The 17909-nt window shown below is 70.4% G+C and carries 9 protein-coding genes; 4 read left to right on the top strand and 5 right to left on the bottom strand.

Features of this window, described 5'->3' with window-relative positions; genetic code table 11:
- Positions 1-207: 207 nt before the first annotated feature.
- Both AB0O15_RS19010 and AB0O15_RS19005 read left to right on the top strand, forming a co-directional pair.
- Positions 208-8949: a DNRLRE domain-containing protein gene (locus AB0O15_RS19010; RefSeq protein ID WP_364319996.1), complete on the top strand. Its 8742-nt coding sequence runs from the start codon at positions 208-210 to the stop codon at positions 8947-8949.
- 75 nt (positions 8950-9024) lie between these two features.
- Positions 9025-9390, top strand: coding sequence for a DUF2750 domain-containing protein (locus AB0O15_RS19005; RefSeq protein ID WP_364319994.1), 366 nt, complete (start codon positions 9025-9027; stop codon positions 9388-9390).
- 28 nt (positions 9391-9418) lie between these two features.
- On the opposite strand, the gene AB0O15_RS19000 is transcribed toward AB0O15_RS19005, so the two are convergent.
- Positions 9419-11494 carry an ATP-binding protein gene (locus tag AB0O15_RS19000; protein WP_364319992.1) on the bottom strand — a complete coding sequence of 692 codons (2076 nt, stop codon included), beginning with the start codon at positions 11492-11494 and terminating at the stop codon, positions 9419-9421.
- Between the two features lie 168 nt (positions 11495-11662).
- Here AB0O15_RS19000 and AB0O15_RS18995 point away from each other — a divergent pair, with 168 nt between their 5' ends.
- Positions 11663-12253 (top strand): RICIN domain-containing protein, encoded by a 591-nt coding sequence (locus tag AB0O15_RS18995; protein ID WP_364319990.1) that lies wholly within the window; start codon positions 11663-11665, stop codon positions 12251-12253.
- A 51-nt stretch (positions 12254-12304) separates the two neighbouring features.
- Here AB0O15_RS18995 and AB0O15_RS18990 read toward each other — a convergent pair whose 3' ends face one another.
- Positions 12305-13828 (bottom strand): M1 family metallopeptidase, encoded by a 1524-nt coding sequence (locus tag AB0O15_RS18990; protein WP_364319988.1) that lies wholly within the window; start codon positions 13826-13828, stop codon positions 12305-12307.
- A gap of 102 nt (positions 13829-13930) precedes the next feature.
- Here AB0O15_RS18990 and AB0O15_RS18985 point away from each other — a divergent pair, with 102 nt between their 5' ends.
- The gene (locus AB0O15_RS18985) at positions 13931-15487 is read left to right on the top strand and encodes a serine/threonine-protein kinase (RefSeq protein WP_364319986.1); all 1557 of its coding nucleotides are present in this window, start codon (positions 13931-13933) and stop codon (positions 15485-15487) included.
- A gap of 5 nt (positions 15488-15492) precedes the next feature.
- On the opposite strand, the gene AB0O15_RS18980 is transcribed toward AB0O15_RS18985, so the two are convergent.
- Genes AB0O15_RS18980 through AB0O15_RS18970 form a run of 3 tightly spaced genes read right to left on the bottom strand, consistent with a single transcriptional unit; the run spans position 15493 to position 17907 of the window.
- A complete protein-coding gene (locus AB0O15_RS18980) occupies positions 15493-16194 on the bottom strand; it encodes a VIT family protein (RefSeq protein WP_364319984.1) in 702 nt (233 codons plus the stop codon).
- A 50-nt stretch (positions 16195-16244) separates the two neighbouring features.
- Positions 16245-17378 carry a hypothetical protein gene (locus tag AB0O15_RS18975; protein ID WP_364319982.1) on the bottom strand — a complete coding sequence of 378 codons (1134 nt, stop codon included), beginning with the start codon at positions 17376-17378 and terminating at the stop codon, positions 16245-16247.
- Complete coding sequence (locus tag AB0O15_RS18970; protein WP_364319980.1) at positions 17314-17907, bottom strand: SigE family RNA polymerase sigma factor; 594 nt, start codon at positions 17905-17907, stop codon at positions 17314-17316. The genes AB0O15_RS18975 and AB0O15_RS18970 overlap by 65 nt, the downstream gene beginning before the upstream one ends.
- Positions 17908-17909 lie beyond the last annotated feature (2 nt).

Below are 17909 nucleotides of genomic sequence, written 5' to 3'. Positions count from 1 at the left end.
CTAGGTTCACGGGCAGTTGCCTCATGGCAACCACACACACGGGGGGCCGGATCTGCTCGGTCCGACGCGCACAGCACGCGTCCTTAAAGGTTGTTACCGAGACGGCCGACAGACGTTCACAAAGGCTCTTCGTAATGGCGCACTCCCACCTTTGGTCAAGGGCGTGCGGCGATGAATCTTGCGCAATTCCGCAACGGGGGAACCGGAATGCAAAGCACACCCGACCGCACCCGCCGGCGCCGGCGCACCGCCATCGGCGCCGGCCTGCTCGCCCTGGCCGTCGCCGGGACCACCGCCGTGGTCGCGCCCCGCCTGACGCGGGACGACGACACCATGTCACCGGCGCAGATCGAGGCCGCCCAGGAGGCCGCCGACAGAGCCGCCGGGCTCCAGCCGGTGCGCGGCCGCCCGGTCGCCGAGACGCCACCCGGGCCGGGCAGCACGCTCGCCCACCCGGCGCAGGCGCCGGCGGCCAAGGCGATCCCGGCGGTCAAGCGGGTGGCCGAGGTGGTGTCGGCCCGCACCGCCAACACCAAGGTCTGGCGGCTCGCCGACGGCCGGACGCAGGCCGAGGTCGGCGCGTCCCCGGTGCACTACCGCGACGGCAACGGCCGGTGGCAGGAGATCGACACCCGGATCGGGCGCTCGAACGCCGCCGGTTACCCGTACGCATCGGTCCGGAACACCTTCACCAGCCGCTTCGGTGACCGCACCGACCGCCTGGTCCGCTACGACCTGGGCGGCCGTTCGATCGGGGTCGGCGTGGACGCGGCCCCCCGGAGCGTGACGCCCAAGGTGTCGGGCAGCGCGATCACCTACCCCGACGTGTTCGGCCCGGCCGACGTGGCCTACGACGTGACCTCCTCCTCGCTCAAGGAGAAGATCGTCCTGGACCGCGCGCCGACCGGCGCGGCGACGTACACCTTCCGGCTCTCGCTCGACGGCGTCACCGCCGCGCGGCAGGCCGACGGCTCGGTCGCCTTCAAGGCCGACGACGCCGACGGCCGGCCGCTGTTCTACCTGCCCAAGCCATTCATGTACGACAGCGGCGCCAGCGCGGCGTCGGCCACCGGCAGCGGGCACAGCACCAAGGTGACCCAGACGCTCAGCGGCACCGGCCGCGAGCTCAAGCTCACCGTGACCGCCGATCAGGCGTGGCTGCGCGACCCGAAGCGGCGCTACCCGGTCGTCATCGACCCCACGATCAAGGTGCAGCCGCAGGTCGGCTCGGCGCAGGACGGGATGGTCAACTCGTACGAGCCGGCCACCAACTACGACACCAACTGGCGCCTGTCGGTCGGCACCAACCCGCTCGACGCGGGCGGCACGGCCACCTTCCGCAGCCTGGTCAAGTTCCCGCTCACCGAGGTGCCGACCGGCACCCGCCTCGACTCGGCCGAGCTCAAGCTCTACTTCGACCAGAACATGCTCAACTCGTACGACGACGTGGAGATGGACGTCGAGGCGCACCGCGCCACCGTGCCGTGGGCCGAGAACTCGGTCACCTGGAACACGGTGAAGAACGCGGTCGGCGAGCTCGGCGCCAACACCGAGCAGGTCGACAACTCCGACCTCACCAAGGTCGCGGCGGCCGGCGAGTGGAGCTCGGTCACGGCGAGCACGGCGCTCGGCGGGTCGTACCGGGCCAACAGCGGCAGCAAGACCGGCGACACGTTCACCTGGGTGCCGCGGGTCACCGAGGCCGGCGCGTACGAGGCGTTCGTGCACTACGTGCCCGGATCGGACCGGGCCACCAACGCCCCGTACACCGTCTACCACGCCGGCGGCACCACGCCGAAGACGGTCAACCAGACCACCGGCTCCGGCAGCGGCAACTGGGTCTCGATCGGCACGTACAACTTCAACGCCGGCACCACCCACAAGATCGTGCTCGGCGACGTGGCCAACAAGACCGTGGTCGCCGACGGCGTCCGGCTGGTGAAGAACGGCACGGCCCACCGCGGCAAGAAGCAGAACCACGCCTGGCACTCGTTCAGCGTCCGCAACATCGCGCAGGGCTGGGTCGACGCCCCGTCGACCAACAACGGCTTCATCATGAAGACGCCGGACGAGACCAAGGTCCTCAGCGGCGTGCGCTACGAGGGCGCCGAGAACGCCTTCGGCGGCGAGGTCGACACCTTCCCGACGCTGCTGCTGACCTGGGGCAAGCCGGGTGTGACGCTGCAGATGCCGACCACCATCCGGTCCACCGGGGCCGAGCTCGCCTGGAGCGCCTACGCCGGCGACGACCTCCTCGAATACCAGGTGCACCGCAGCACCTCGCAGAGCTTCATCCCGACCGACCGCACCCTGGTCGCCCCGGTCCGGGCCGACCGCACCACCTACAGCGACACCAGCGGAACACCCACCCCGGCGAACAACGCGACCGAGTTCGGGCCGCCGTCGTACTACATGATCGTGGTGAAGACCCGCTCCGGCGAGCTGATCCCGTCGCCGGCCGAGCAGGTGCAGCTGCCCAAGGCCGGCCACATCGTCCGGGTCCTCCAGGGCAACTCCACCGACACCACGCTGACCAGCCTGGAGCCCACCACCGGCCACGACGTGCTGGACGGCGGCGGCCTGGTCCAGATCGGCAACAACGGGTCGAAGTTCGGCACCAGCCGCACGGTGGTGAAGTGGCCGAGCATGACCGGGCTGCCGGCCGGCACCAAGGTGCTCAAGGCCACGGCCAGCATGTGGGGCGCGTACTCCGAGGGCGGGACCGGCGCCCGCTTCCAGATGCACGGCCTGACCCGCGACTTCGACGAGGCGACCGGGTCGTGGGACCGGGCCAGCAGTGCCGCCGCCTGGACCACGAAGGGTGGTGACTACACCGCCGGGGCCGCCTCCTACGTCGACAACATCGGCACCGACCCGCGCTGGCAGAACTGGGACGCCACGTCGCTGACCCAGGGCTGGGTCAACAACGCGAGCACCAACAAGGGCGTGCTGTTCCGGCTGGCCAACGAGACCTCGCCGACCCAGCGGGTGCTGTTCACCGCGGGCGAGGTGCCCGACATCCGTCAGCGGCCCCGCCTCGAGGTGATCTACACGGCGCCGGCCACCGAGAACACCTATTACGCGCCGACCGTGCCGTCCCGGATGATCCCCGGCGACGAGTACACCGCGCCGGTCACCATCACCAACTCGACCAGCTCGACCTGGGCCAAGAACGACTGGGTGCTCTCCTACCGCTGGGAGCTGGCCGACGGCACCGACGTCACCAACGCGGACAACCAGCGGGAGACCGCGCTGCCGGTCGACCTCGCCTCGGGCGCCGTGACCACGGTCAACGCCAAGATCATGACGCCGGTCCGCTTCGACCAGGGCAACAAGCGGCAGAAGTACGTCCTCAAGTGGGACCTGAAGAACAAGACCACCGGGCAGTGGCTGTCGCAGGTGTGGGAGATCCCGCCCCTGGCCCAGCCGATCACCGTCGAGGACCCGACCTCCGACCAGCTCGGCCTGGAGAAGTTCTACCAGTACACCGGGCAGAACGCGGGCGCCGGCTCGACCGTGATGGTCAACCAGTTCTCCGGCAACGCGGTGTTCAGCTACAACGCGTTCAGCAACCCCAGCCGCGGGTTGTCCACGTTCCTGCGGCTCTCGTACAACAGCCAGGACAGTTCCAACTCCTACATCGGGTACGGCTGGTCGCTGTCCACCTCCACGGTGACCCGGCTCGGCTCGCCGCTGCAGTTCAGTGGGCTCGACCCCCGCTGGCCGGCCAAGATCACGCTGACCGACGGCGACGGCACCAGCCACTGGTTCGACCTGAACAAGCACGACAGCACCAACGAGAAGGACTGGGACTACGACAGCCCGGCCGGCGTGCACCTCTATCTGCAGCGCAACGGCGACAGCGACCCGATGCGCACCTGGGTGATGACCCGGCCCGACCGCAGCCAGTTCGCCTTCGACGCCGACGGCTACCAGACCGCGGTCATCGACAAGAACGGCAACGACCTGCGGTTCACCTACGAACGGGCGAAGATCGGCAACCGCAACACCGGGGTGCTCAAGTACATCACCGACGCCACCGGCCGGCGCACGCTGACCTTCGAGTACTTCAACCCCGGCGACGACTTCGACTACTTCGTCGGCAACAGCGACGACCGGCGCAGCGCGTCCAACCTGGCCAACGCCCAGATCGTCAACCAGCTCCGGGCGATCACCGACGTCACCGGCCGGCGGGTCACGCTCACCTACAACGACAAGGGTCAGCTGCGTGAGCTGATCGACGGCCAGGGCGACCCGGGCGAGAAGCCGTTCGGCTTCTACTACGACGACACCCTGCTCAGCCCGAAGCTGGTGCGGGTGGACGACCCGCGGGGCAACGGCACCACGATGGGCTACCACCCGGCGTCGGCCGGCGCCCTGCTGAACGGGCGCACCGAGCGGGTCAGCGACCGCAACGACAAGGCGACCGCGTTCACCTACCGCGACCCGGACGGCACCACCGGCTCGTTCATCGAGAACGTGGTCACCGACGCCAACGGGCACACCTCGACGTACTCGATCGACGGCTACGGCCGGCCCACGCTGCTGACCGACGCGAAGAACCAGAAGACCGAGCTGACCTGGGACGCGGACAACAACGTCCGGCGCATGAAGGAGCCCAACGACGCGGTCACCACCTGGGTCTACGACGAGAAGACCGGCCTGCCGCTGGAGATCCGCGATCCGGAGGCGAACAAGAACAACTGGCCGGCGCAGAAGATGGAGTACCGCTTCGGGCTGAAGGGGCACACCGCCGAGCTGACGGCCAAGACCAGCCCCGAGGGGCGCAAGCACACCTTCGGGTACGACCAGTTCGGCAACCTGACCTCGGTCACCGACCCGAAGGGCAACGCCACCTCCGAGGACGGCGACTACACGTCGAGCTACACGTACGACCGGTGGGGGCAACAGCTCACCTCGACCGACGCCAACGACAACACCACGAAGTACGAGGAGTACGACCCGGTCGGGTACCCGAAGCGGATCATCGATGCGCTGAACCAGGTCGAGAAGTACGAGTACGACGGGGTCGGCAACGTCGTGTCGGTCACCGACGCCGCGGACAAGACCTCGACGTACACCTACGACATCTTCGGCCGCCCGCTCAGCACCCGGGAACCGAAGGACGCGGCGAACAATGTCTACATCTTCACCCCGGGCAAGAAGTACGACGGCAACGACAACGTCGTGAGCGACGAGGCCGCCAACGGCGCCGTCCAGGAGATGGGCCACGACCCGGTCGACCGCCTGGCCTTCTGGAAGGAGCCCAGGGACGCCTCCGGGACGCCCGAACGGATCACCACCTACGACTACGACAACGTCGGCAACCTGCTCAAGCAGACCGAGCCCAAGGGCACGCTCACCGCGAACCCCGACGACTACCGGACCAGCTACACCTACAACGAGCTCAACCAGGTCCTGAAGGCCCGGGACGCCGCCGGCGGCGAGATCACCGCCACCTACGACAACGTCGGCAACATCAAGACCGTCGCCGACCAGCGCAAGTCCGCGACGACGGACCCGGACGACGTCAACGTCAAGTACGACTACGACCTCAACGGCCGGAACACGATCACCACGGACGCCCTCGGCCACACGTCGAGGACCGAGTACGACAAGGACGGCAACACCACCGCCCGGGTCGACGAGGACGGCAACAAGACCCTCCTCAAGTACGACCCGCGCGCGCTGCTCGAGGAGCAGAAGGTGCCGCACAAGCGCGCGGACAACGGTGACACCGTCTACCGCACCACGCGCTACCGGTACGACGAGGTGGGCAACCAGACCCATGTCGAGTCGCCGCGCGGCGTGGACACCGCCGAGGCGAACGACTTCACCGCGGTGACCGTCTACGACGTGCTGAACCGGGTGAAGGAGCAGCGGGAGCCGTACGACCCCGGCGACGCCGAGCAGCGGTACCGCACCGCCGACACGACACTCTACGAGTACGACGTGGTCGGCAACCAGCAGAAGGTGAGCGCGCCGCCGTCCGACGGCGAGGACAAGCGGGCCGACACCACGTACACGTACTGGGACAACGGCTGGAACAAGACCAGCACCGATCCGTGGAACGTCAAGACCGAGTACGACTACGACACGATCGGCAACCAGACGTCCCGCAAGCTCACCGGCGGCGGCAAGACGCGCCAGATGAGCTGGACGTTCTTCCCCGACGGCAAGCAGAAGACGCAGCGCGACGACGGTGACGGCGGTGACAAGCCGCGCAAGAGTTTCGAGTTCGGCTACGACCCGAATGCCAACATGACGCAGATGCTCGACAAGAGCAACGACGCCAAGATCGACACTTACGCGATGTCGTACGACGTCGTCAATCGCATGGACAAGGTCGTGGAGAAGCTCGGCGACTCGACCAAGAACACCACGACGTACCACTACGACATCAACGACAACCTGCTCAAGCGGGTCCACGACAAGACGTTCTCCGAGTACGTCTACGACACCCGGGACCTCATCTCCAGCGTCAAGAACGGCAAGACCGAGAACGACGCCGACGCCAAGACGACGACCTTCACCTACACGCCACGGGAACAGGTGAAGACCGAGAAGAAGGGCAACGGCAACACCGTCACGTACGACTACTACCTCGACACCAAGCTCCAGCACCAGGTCGAGAAGAAGTCGAACGGCTCGACGGTCGTGAACGAGCACACGATCGAGTACAACGCCAACGGCAACCGGTCCAAGGACACCGGCAAGAAGCAGAACGCGGACAACAAGTCGGCGAACATCGACACGACCACGACCTACCAGTACGACCCGCGGGACCGGGTCCGCGAGCAGGTCAAGACCGGCAGTGGCGCGAGCACGGAGAAGTACCGCCACGACGCCAACAGCAACGTGATCTGGCAGACCGTCAAGAACGCCGAGACCACGTTCGACTACGACCGGAACCGGCTGAAGACCTCGACGACCTCGGGCATCCAGACGAAGTACGAGTACGACGACTTCGGCCGGCAGACCCGGACGGCCCTCGCCCAGAACAACACGGAGATCGAGAAGTACGAGTACGACGGTTTCGACCGGGTCACCAAGCACATCAAGACTCCCGGCGGCACCACCGAGTACACCTACGATCCGCTGGACCGGCAGCTCACCCGCAAGCAGAACGACAAGACCACGACGTTCTCGTACCTCGGGCTGACCGACCAGATGCTCTCCGAGGAAGAGGGCGGCAAGCTCCGCAAGAGCTACCAGTACGGGCCCGACGGCCAGTTGCTGTCCCAGGCGAAGTTCTCCGACGACGGCAGCTTCGAGACGTCGTACCAGGGCTACAACCCGCACACCGACGTCGAGCAGATCACCGACGAGCAGGGCGACTCGCGGGCCACCTACGGGTACACCGCATACGGCAAGAACGACGACAGCCAGATGACCGGCGTCGACAAGCCGGACGCGGCCAACCCGGAGGACCCGAACAAGGAGCCGTACAACGCCTACCGCTACAACGGCAAGCGGTTCGACCAGTCGTCCGGCGACTACGACATGGGGTTCCGCGACTACGACCCCGGCCTGAACAGGTTCCTCACCCAGGACAACTACAACGGCGCCCTGGACGACATGAACCTGACCACCGACCCGTTCACCAACAACCGGTACGCGTTCGGCGGCGGCAACCCGATCTCGCAGGTGGAGATCGACGGGCACTTCTCGCTCAGCGACATCGGGCACGCGGCGCTCGACGTGGCCGGCCTGGTGCCGGGTGTGGGCGAGGTCGCCGACCTGGCCAACGCGGCCTGGTACGCGGCCGAGGGTGACTACGGCAACGCGGCGTTGTCCGCGGCGTCGGCCGTCCCGTTCGCGGGTTACGCCGCCTCGGCGGTCAAGGGCGCCAAGTACGCCGCCAAGGGCGTGGACGCGGCACAGTCCGCGGCCAAGGGAGCCGACGCCGCGCGCAGCGGCGCCAAGGCGGCGGACGGGGCGCAGTCCGCCGGTAAGGCCGCTCCGTCACCGGCGAAAGCGAGCTCCGGGGGCGGCGGCGCCACCGGCGGCACCAAGGCGGCGGGTGGTGGCGGCAGCGCCGGCCCCGCGAAGGCCGGTGGTAGCGGCGGCGGTCCGGCCAAGGGCGGCGGGGGCGCCCGCACCGGCGGCGGCAGCGGAGCCAGCAAGACCGGCGGCGGCGGTGGCACCTCGGCCTCACGCGGCGGGAGCTGCACGTCCAACAGCTTCGTACCCGGCACCGCGGTGCTCATGGCCGACCGGACCTATCGCGACATCGAGGACGTCGAGCTGGGCGACGAGGTGCTCGCCACCGACCCGGAGCTGGGCGTCACCGCGGGCCGGCCAGTGACCACGCTGATCGAGGGCGACGGCGAGAAGCATCTCGTCGAGGTCACCGTGGACACCGACGGAGCGGCCGGTGACCGGACCGGCTCGGTCGTGGCCACGGACGGCCACCCGTTCTGGGTCGACAACGACGGCGTCTTCCTCGACGCCGGGGCGCTGACCGCCGGTGACGAGATCCGCACCGCGGACGGCAAGCTGGTCACGGTCCTGCACACCAAGGCCTGGACCGAGGTGCGGAAGGTCCACAACCTCACCGTCGAGGGCATCCACACCTACTACGTCCTCGCCGGCGACGCCCCGGTGCTCGTGCACAACTGCGGTGGGCGCTGGAAGCGTGGTGAGGACTACTCCAAGCCGAACAAGAAGGGCCAGCCGCCGTCACTGTCCACCATGCGTAAGCGGTTCTGGAAGAACGAGGCCATGGAGCCGGCCGCCGCCGACCAGTACGGCGCCGCGAACGTCGCCCGGATGGAGAAGGGCGGAGCCCCGCAGCGGACGCGGCCCAACGGCAACACCGAGTCGATGGAGCTGAGCCACGAACCTATCCCCGAACGTGACGGCGGTATGTTGCTCACGCCGCGGTGGCCCGAGGATCACGTCAAGATGGACCCGGGTGGCCATCGCCACCTCCCACCCGACTACTGACAGTTCGGACCTGGACGCGGCCCCGGGAATGTCCCGCGGGCCGCGTCCCGGTCCGGCGATCGAGGAGGAACCCCGGTGAGTACGAGCGGAGCACAGGCCGCGGCGTTCTTCCGCGACGTCGCCAAGAACCACACCGTGTGGTGGGTCCGCGACGACGACGGCAGCCCGACACCGACCGTGACCGGCGGAGATCGGGCGTTCCCCTACTGGTCGACCGAGGCCCGCGCGAAACGGGCCGCCGCCCTGTGGGGTGATGAGTTCCGGGCGGTGTCGATGCCGCTCGACCATTGGCGGGACAAGGCGCTGCCCGATCTCGCCAAGGGCCGATTCCGCGTCGGCATCAACTGGAGCGGCGACCAGCTGACCGGCTGGGACTTCACCGTCGACGAGGTCCTCAACCGGCTCGCCCATGCGCTCAGCGCGCCGCCGTACGACAAGTAGCGGACAGGGGTAGCCGGCGCCGAGACGGTCAGGGCAGGGGCGTGAAACGGAAGCGGCCCGCCCCGGCCTCGGCGGGGGCGGTGGCGGCCAGGCGGGCCGCGTACTGCCGAGGGCCGGGGAATTGGACCGTGAGGTAGCGGTCGTGGCCCACCGACCTCAGCAGGACCGTCCCGTCGCCGTCCACCGGGACGACCTTCAGCCATTCCCAAGGGCCGAGCGAGGCGGCCGTGAGCCGCAGGGTGGTGTCGCCGGGGCGGCGCGGCCGGGCCGAGACGAACCGCTTGCGGGCGGCGTAGCCGCGCAGGTGGACGATGCTCGGGTCGGCCCGGCGGCGGCAGACCTGGAACTGCTCCCAGGTGCCGTACACGCCGGGACTGGTCCGGGCCCGCAGCAGGCCGGTGTCGGCGCCGTAGTAGCCGTCCTCGGCGGCGGTCAGCATCCCGGTGTCCACGGCCAGCAGGCCGGTCGGACCCTCGGCACACCACCAGCCACCGCCGGTCTCGCTGCCGCCGGTCACGCCCAGGGCCAGGACCGCGGCGAGCGCGCCCGCGATCAGGCGGCGGCGACGGATCTGGCGGTGGTGGCCGGTGGCCTCGGCCTTCTCCCGGCGGACGCTCTCGTCGACGAACCGGCGCTCCAGCGGGCTCAGCGCCGGCTGCCAGGACGGCGCGGCGGCCCAGTGCCGGGTCAGCGCCAGCCGTGCGCCGCGATAGAGCACCCCGGGGTCGTACCCCAGCTCCTGCCAGACCGTGGCCGACTCGGTGAGCTGCCGGTGCGCCCGCAGCGTCTCCCGGCTTTCCTCCTTCCACTCCCGCAGCCGTGGCCAGGCGTAGATCAGCGACTCGTGGGCCAGCTCGACGCAGTCCCGGTCGGCGGTGAGCAGGCGCGCGTCGACCAGCCGGTCGACCACCCGCGCCTCCAGCGCGGTCGAGCCGATCTGCGGCCGCGGGACCGGCCGGCGCCGCGCCCCGCCCCGGTCGTCGATGTCGACCATCCGCAGCAGCAGGCGGCGGACCACGCCGCGATGCTCCTCGTCGAGGCCGGCGTACACGCTCTCGGCGGTCGCCGCCACCGCGCCGTCCACGCCGCCGGCCGCCTCGTACCCGGCCAGGGTGACCGTGGTCCCCCGGCGGCGGCGCCAGGCCTCGAGCAGCGCGTGGGACGCGAGCGGGAGCGCGCCCGGGCGGCCGGCCACGTCGGCCACGATCGCCGAGACCAGGGCGCCTTCGACCCGGGCGCCGACCCGCTCGGCCGGCTTCACCACGGCGTCGCGCAGCTCGGCCGGGCTCATCCCGCCGACCAGCACGTGCCCGTCGGCCGACGCGGCCAGCAGCTCCGGATGCTCCACGAACCGGGCGTAGTGGTCGGCGCGCACCGCGAGGACGACCCGGGCCCCGTACTCCCCCACACCCAGGGCCACCAGGGCGGCGATGAAACCGGCCCGCTCGGCGGGGTCCACGCCGGCCGCGAACACCCCCTCGAACTGGTCGACGACCAGCAGCAGCTCGTCCTCGAAGGCCTGCCGCACCACCAGGCCGGCGCGGGCGGGGTCCTTGGCCAGGTCGTCGAGCAGCGCGCCGGCCGGGATCCGGGCCGGCCCGGCCAGCCGCACCGCGAGCTCGGTCAGCGGGGTCGTCCCGGGCACGAGCAGCATCGGCCGCCGGCCCTCGGCGTGGGCGATCAGGCCGGCCCGGACGATCGAGGACTTGCCGACGCCGGACGGGCCGAACACCACGACCAGGCGACGCTCGGTGAGCCGGCGGGTCAGGTCGTCGACCAGCCGCCGCCGGCCGAAGAACAGCTCGGCGTCGCCGGCTTGGAAGGGCGCGAGACCGACGTATGGGATGCGCTCCTCCGCCGCGGGCTCGCCGGCCGGCGGCGGCGTGGTCCGGGCCAGCTCACGCCACCGGGCGGTCCACTCCTCGGCATCACCGCCACAGGCCTCGACGTACGCGCGGGTCACCGGCAGGGTCGGCAGCCGCCGGCCGGAAGCCGCCGCGGCCAGGGTCGCGGCCGAGAAATTGGCCCGGCGGGCCAGCGAGCGGTACGCCGGGTTCCCGGCCGTCTCGCGCAGCGCGCGCAGGCCGGCGGCGAACTCGGCCACCGGTTCGTCAGTCGTGTCGAGCGGTCGTTCCGGCCGCGGCATCCCATACCCCCGTAGTGGGTTGTCCGACGTTGTCTGAAGATCAGTTGTCCACGATGGAGTACGGAAGCAGGACAACCGGCGGACCACTACGAAGGAGACCGACATCCGACAAACGAAAGGACGACGATGCCTCGAGTTCAGTCAGGCCGCCTGCGCCGCCTCACCGCCGTCGCAGCAGCGGCTCTCATGGGGGTGACCGTGCTGCTGGGATTGTCGGCACCGGCCGCCGCCGCGCCCTACTACCAGCGGCTCCACAACCAGTTCGGCAACCGGCTGTGCCTGGACGCGGTGAACGACGCCACCAGCAACCCGGGCCACAACGGCGACCGGGTGCAGCTGTGGACCTGCGAGCCGACCAACTACTGGCAGTGGTGGGAGTTCCAGTCCGCCGGCACCCACAACGGCAATCCGGTCTTCAAGATCGTGAACTGGTGGGGCGGGACGCGGTGCCTGGACGCCAGGACGGACGGGAGCACCAACCCGAACGTCGAAGGCGATCCCGTCCAGATCTGGAACTGCGAGAGCGGCGCGGCCAACCAGCTCTGGCAGTTCGAGCGGAACACCCGCCGGATCAGGAGTCTGTACGGCAACCAGTTGTGCCTGGACGCGCGGTACGACGCCGGCGGCAACCCGAACCAGAACGGTGACAAGGTCCAGATGTGGACCTGCGGTGGCGGCTCGTGGCAGGAGTGGCGCCGCACCGAGGTCTCGGAGTGAGCCCCGGGGGTGGCGACCGGACGAGCTGCCGGTCGCCACCCCCGGTTCGGATCAGCGGTGCCTTGCCGTGGCGGCGGCGGGTGCCGCGGCCGCCTCGGCCGGGTCGACCGTCCAGTCGGGGTGACCGGGCATCGGCGGCGTCGTGGTGCCGTAGAGCCAGTCGTTGAGGAACGGGCGCAGGTTCTTGCCGGAGACCGCGGAGGCCAGGTTGACGAAGTCGTGGGTGTCGACCGACTTGCCGCGGTTCAGCTTGACCCACTCGCGCTCGATGCGCTGGAAGTCACGCTCGCCGACCTTCTGCCGCAGGGCGTAGAGGACGAGCGCTCCCCCGTCGTACACGTTGGGGTTGAAGACGTCCCAGATCACGTCGGCCTTCAGCGGCCGGGCGACCGGGCCGTAGTCCTTGCGGAGCTGGTCGCCCTCGGCGTACACCTGCTTGAAGTAGGCCTCGCGGTTGGGCGTGCGGGTGTACTGCTGGAAGACCCCGGTCTCCTCGGCGTACTCCAGCTCGTACCAGGTGGCGTGGCCCTCGCTCTGCCAGACGCTGCTCCACTCGCTGGGCGCGACGCTGTCGCCGAACCACATGTGCGACAGCTCGTGCAGCATGATCGGGTCGAGGATGTACTTGGGCCGGGCGAACAGGCTGGTGTCGTACAGCGAGATGGTCTGGGTCTCGAGCGCGAAGCCCAGGCGGGTGTCGACGACCAGCGAGCCGTAGTTCTCGAACGGGTACTTGCCGACCTTGTCGATCATCCAGGTCAGCTGGGAGCGCTCGACCTCGGCCTTGGGCAGCAGGTCGTCGGCCAGCCGGCGGGGGACGACGTCGCGGATCGCGATGCCGTTCACCGGCGGGCGCTTCTGCAGCACGAAGTCGCCGACCGCGGCCTGGATCAGCTCGCTGGCCAGCGGCTTGGCCTCACGGTAGGTCGACGTGACGTACCCGTGGTCGCGCTTGTCGCTGACATGCGTGCCGTTGGCGACGGCGAGCCAGCCCACCGGAGCGGTCAGGGCGATGGTGTACGTCGCCATGTCACTCGGGTGGTCGTTGCTCGGGAAGTAGTTGTGCGACTGGTCCGGCTGCCCGGCCATGAACGTGCCGTCGGTGGTGGTCACGAAGCCGGCCGGGGAGCTGGCGTTGGCCTCGATCGGCGTCGCCGTGTAACCGCTCACCCGCACCCGGAAGCGCTGGCCCTTGGGCAGGTGGCGCCTGGGGGTGATGACCAGCTCGTCACCCTGACGGGTGAACTCGGCCCGGTCGCCGTTCACCCGGACGACGCCGACCGAGTCGCCGCCGAAATCGAGGTTGAACCGGGACAGGTTCTGGGTGGCCAGCGCCGTGATCGTCACGTCACCGGTCACCGTCTGCTTCGGATCCTTCTCCGGGTACGTCACATGCAGGTCGTAGTTCTGCACGTCGTAGCCGCCGTTGCCGAGCAGCGGATACAGCCGGTCACCGAGCCCGGCCGACCCGGGCGTGGGTCCGGCGCCCCCCGCGTACGCCGGCGCCGCGGCACCGACCGACCCGACCAGCACCGCCAGTAAGACGGCGAGGCCCTTCTTTGGTTGCGTTCTCATGGCCGGTGACGTTACGCGCCCATCCCATCACCGCAATTCGATATCTCTGCAATCAGCAGTCAACGAGTTTGCGATCTGTCCACGGTGGGCATGCGGTCGACCGTGAGGCAGGGGCAGACGATCGGCGATCGCTACCGCTTGCGGGAGCCGCTGGGCAGCGGCGGGATGTCGGTGGTGTGGCGCGCCGACGACGAGGTGCTCGGGCGCGAGGTGGCCGTCAAGGTCCTCTCCGCCGACGTCTCGGCCGACCCGATGGCGCTGACCAGGCTGTACTCCGAAGCTCGGGCCGCGGCCGGCCTGCGCCACGACAACGTCGTCGAGGTGTACGACTACGGCGAGACCCAGAGCAACGGCGTGACCATGCCGTACGTGGTCATGGAGCTGGTCCAGGGCCGCCCGCTGAACGCCCTGCTCAGCGGCGGTCCACTCCCCTGGCGGCTGGCCATGCTGGTCGGCACGCAGGTCGCCGCCGCCCTGGCCGCCGCGCACGACCGTGGCGTCGTGCACCGCGACGTCAAGCCCGCGAACGTGATCGTCTCGGCCGGCGGCGTCAAGCTGGTCGACTTCGGCATCTCCGCGGCGGTCGGCGAGCGCGACAACGAGGCCGGGCAGATCTTCGGTACGCCGGCCTACCTGGCGCCGGAACGCCTGAGCAGCGGGATGGTCCGGCCCGCGACCGACGTGTACGCGCTGGGCCTGCTGCTCTACATGATGCTGGCCGGGCGGATGCCGTGGAACGCGTCGACCACCACCCAGATGCTGCGCGCCCACCGCTACCGCGACCCGGCCGCGCTGCCCGCCGTGCCCGGCCTGCCCGCCGAGGTCGCCGACCTGGTCCGGACGTGCCTGGCCAAGGCGCCGTCGGACCGGCCGCCGGCGATCACCGCGGCCCGGGTGCTGCGCCAGGCGGCCGGCCTGCCGCCGCTGACCCTGCTGACCGGCCTCGGCGAGCCGGGCGGCGACGCGGCCGACGTGAACACCGAGGTGCCGACGGAGCCGGTCAGCACCGCGCCGGTGCTGCTCCCGTTGCACCGGCGGGCACTGGCCTGGCCCGGGCGGCACCGCCTGGCCGCCGGCGGCGCGGTGCTGGCCGCGGCCCTGGCGGTGGGCGTGATGTGCTGGCCGGCCACCGCGCAGGAGCGCCCGGCCGCGGCCCCCGTCCCCCTGAGCTGCCAGGTCAGCTACACGATGCGGGTGGTCGGTGAGGGCAGCGCGGCGGCGACGGTGACCGTGACCAACACCGCCACCGAGGCGATCGACGCGTGGACGCTGGCCTTCCAGATGCCCGGCGACCAGCGGCTGGCCGGCGGGTCCGGGCTGCGCCAGTCCGGCGACGTGGTCCAGGCCCGGGGCCACGCGCTGGCGCCGGGCAAGGCGGCCACCAGCTCGTTCACCGCGACCTACGGCGACGCGGCCACGCTGCCGCAGTCGTTCACGCTGAACGACGTCGCCTGCCGTTCCGAGCTGTCCGTGCTCGGGCCGGCGACGATGATCACGGCCAAGCACACGCGGCCCACGCCCGTCGCCAAGATCACCAAGACCGCGACGAAGGCGAAGCCCCGGGCCGTCCCGCGGAAGCGCCACCCGGTGATCCGGAAGGTGCCGAGGCATCCGGCGCCGCCGCGGCTGCCCTTCCCACTGCCGCGCCCGCGGCATTGAGTGCTTCAGCCGATCGCGGTGCCGACCAGGTGGCCGATGACGTAGGTGACCGCCATGGCCAGCGCGCCGCCGGCGACCAGCCGGGTGATCGCCCGCCGGGTGGCGGCCCCGCCCAGCCGCGCGCTCAGCCAGCCGGTCAGGGTCAGCGCGACGGCCACCGCGACGAACGTCACCGGGACCCGCGCCGAGGCCGGCGGCAACAGGATCGCGATCAGCGGGAGCAGCGAGCCGGCCGTGAACGCCAGCGCCGACGCGCCGGCCGCCCGCCACGGGCTGGTGAGCTCGTCCGGGTCGATGTGCAGCTCGGCGTCGGCGTGGGCGGCGAACGCGTCCCGGGCCGTCAGCTCCTCGGCCACCACCCGCGCGGTCGCCGGCGTGAGCCCCTTGGCCTCGTAGAGCGCCGCCAGCTCGTCGAGCTCCTGCTCGGGGAAGTCGGCCAGCTCGCCGCGCTCCTTGTCGAGCAGCGCCCGCTCGGTGTCGCGCTGGCTGCTCACCGACACGTACTCCCCCAGCGCCATCGACACCGCCCCGGCGGTCAGCCCGGCGACGCCCGCGGTCAGGATCGGCCCGGTGGCCGTGGTGGCGGCGGCCACCCCGAGCACCAGCCCGGCGGTGGACACGATGCCGTCGTTGGCGCCGAGCACCGCGGCCCGCAGCCAGCTGAGCCGGGTGAAGATGGCCTGGTCGTGAGGTTCTCCGGGGTGCACGGGCCAAGAGTAGGCCGCCCGCTCCGGCGGAGCGGGCGGCCCGGCGGTGGTCAGAAGTCGACCTTGGCCCACTTGCTCTGGTCGGCCAGGTCCCGCAACTGCAGGCCCTCGGCGATCTTCTTGATCTCGGCGTCCGACAGGGTGGAGCCGTTACCGTGCAGGCCGATCCGGTAGTCGTCGTGGACGACGGCGCAGCTCTCCCGGCCGGGCGTGCAGTGCACGCCCTCCTTGTCGGTGTAATCGGCCTTGCCCGGGTCCAGCCCCTTCAGCACGGTGATCTGCAGGTGGCCGGGCAGGACCTCGTCGATGCGGGTGGCGGGATCGGCGACCGGGCCCTGGTGCAGGAAGACCTCCGAGACGAATTCACTGGTGTCGGCCGGGGTCTGCCGCACCGCGACCGCCTGCCAGCCATCGGGAAGGTACCCGAACCGGTACGGAACCCTCAGGTCCTGCTTGCCCGCCGTGGTCAGGCCGGCCGCGATCTGCGCCGCCTGGTCGCGCGGGAGGTCCGGACCGCCGTAGTTGGGCAGCAGCGTGGCCCACGCGCCGTCGTCATACTGCCAGGCCAGGGCGGCCATGACGCGCTTCTTCGACTCGTCGACGGGTGAGATGTAGGTCCAGTCCCGGCCCAGGGCCTCCCGGCCACCCACGGTCATCGGGTAATGATCGCCGATGATCAGGGTCGCGTTACCGGCGCCACCGAACGTGCTCGTGTCGTACACGTCCTTGTCGTAGACGGTGATCGTCGCGACGGCCAGCGGGTACGTCGACCCCTCGCCGAGCGTGATCCCGTCGTGGTAGACCGGCAGCTCGACGTAGCCGTCGGTGATCTTGGCCGCGGGACCGATCCGGAAGGCGCCGACCCGGTACGCGCCGAGGTCGGTGCTGAAGCTGACCTTCTTGACCGGGAGCGGCGGATCGATCCGCTCGGCCGGCGGCGGGGAGAACGACGACTGGGGTGTCGGCTGACCCGCCGCCGGCACGCCGCCGGGCCCGGCCCCGCCGGGCCCACCCAGGGTGGTCACGCCGACGGCGACGGCCACGGCGAGAACGGCGGCCACGCCCGATCCCAGGGCGACGCTCTGCCAGGCCCGGGCGCGGCGGGCCCGGCCGATGATGTCATCGGTGGTGGTTTGGGCCGGAGGCGGCGGCGTGCTCTCCAGCGACTTCAAGACGTCCCGCATGTGATACGACACGTTCGTTCCCTTCGTCCTCGTCGTGCAGGGTGATGTCTTCGGCGGCCAGCAGGGCCCGCGCCGTGGCCAGCCCTCGTGAGCTCTGGCTCTTGACGGTGCCCGGCCGGCACTTGAGGACCTCGGCGGTCTCCTCGACGCTGAGGCCCTCGAGGAACCTCAGGACGAGCACCGCGCGCTGCCGCGTCGGCAGCCTGCTCAGCGCGGCGTGCAGACGAAGCCGTTCGTCGATGGCGCCGGCGTGGTCGGGCAGCGCCACGTCCGGCAGCGCGGCGCCGTACGAGCGTTCGCGCCGCCACGGCTTCCGCTTCTCGCTGATCGCCGCGCGAACCACCATGGTGCGGGCGTACGCGTCCGGGACAGTGACCTTGTGCCAGCGCCGATACAGCTTGGCGAGGGTCCCGGCGGTGGCGTCCTCCGCCGTCTGCCAGTCGCCACACGTCACAAAGGCAAGGGCCCGCAATTGATCGAATCGGTTGCGGACGAACTCGCGAAAACTGTCCGAGTCATCGGTGTCCACTC

The organism is Actinoplanes sp. NPDC089786, assembly GCF_040684855.1.
In the GTDB taxonomy this organism is placed as follows: Bacteria; Actinomycetota; Actinomycetes; order Mycobacteriales; family Micromonosporaceae; genus Actinoplanes.
The sequence above is the reverse complement of the archived record's forward strand: the minus strand, read 5'-3'. Positions and strand labels throughout refer to the sequence as shown.

Coding starts and splice junctions, on each gene's coding strand:
- AB0O15_RS19010 (WP_364319996.1), top strand. CDS start 208: ATGCAAAGCACACCCGACCGCACCCGCCGGCGCCGGCGCACCGCCATC.
- AB0O15_RS18995 (WP_364319990.1), top strand. CDS start 11,663: ATGCCTCGAGTTCAGTCAGGCCGCCTGCGCCGCCTCACCGCCGTCGCA.
- AB0O15_RS18990 (WP_364319988.1), bottom strand. CDS start 13,828: ATGAGAACGCAACCAAAGAAGGGCCTCGCCGTCTTACTGGCGGTGCTG.
- AB0O15_RS18975 (WP_364319982.1), bottom strand. CDS start 17,378: ATGCGGGACGTCTTGAAGTCGCTGGAGAGCACGCCGCCGCCTCCGGCC.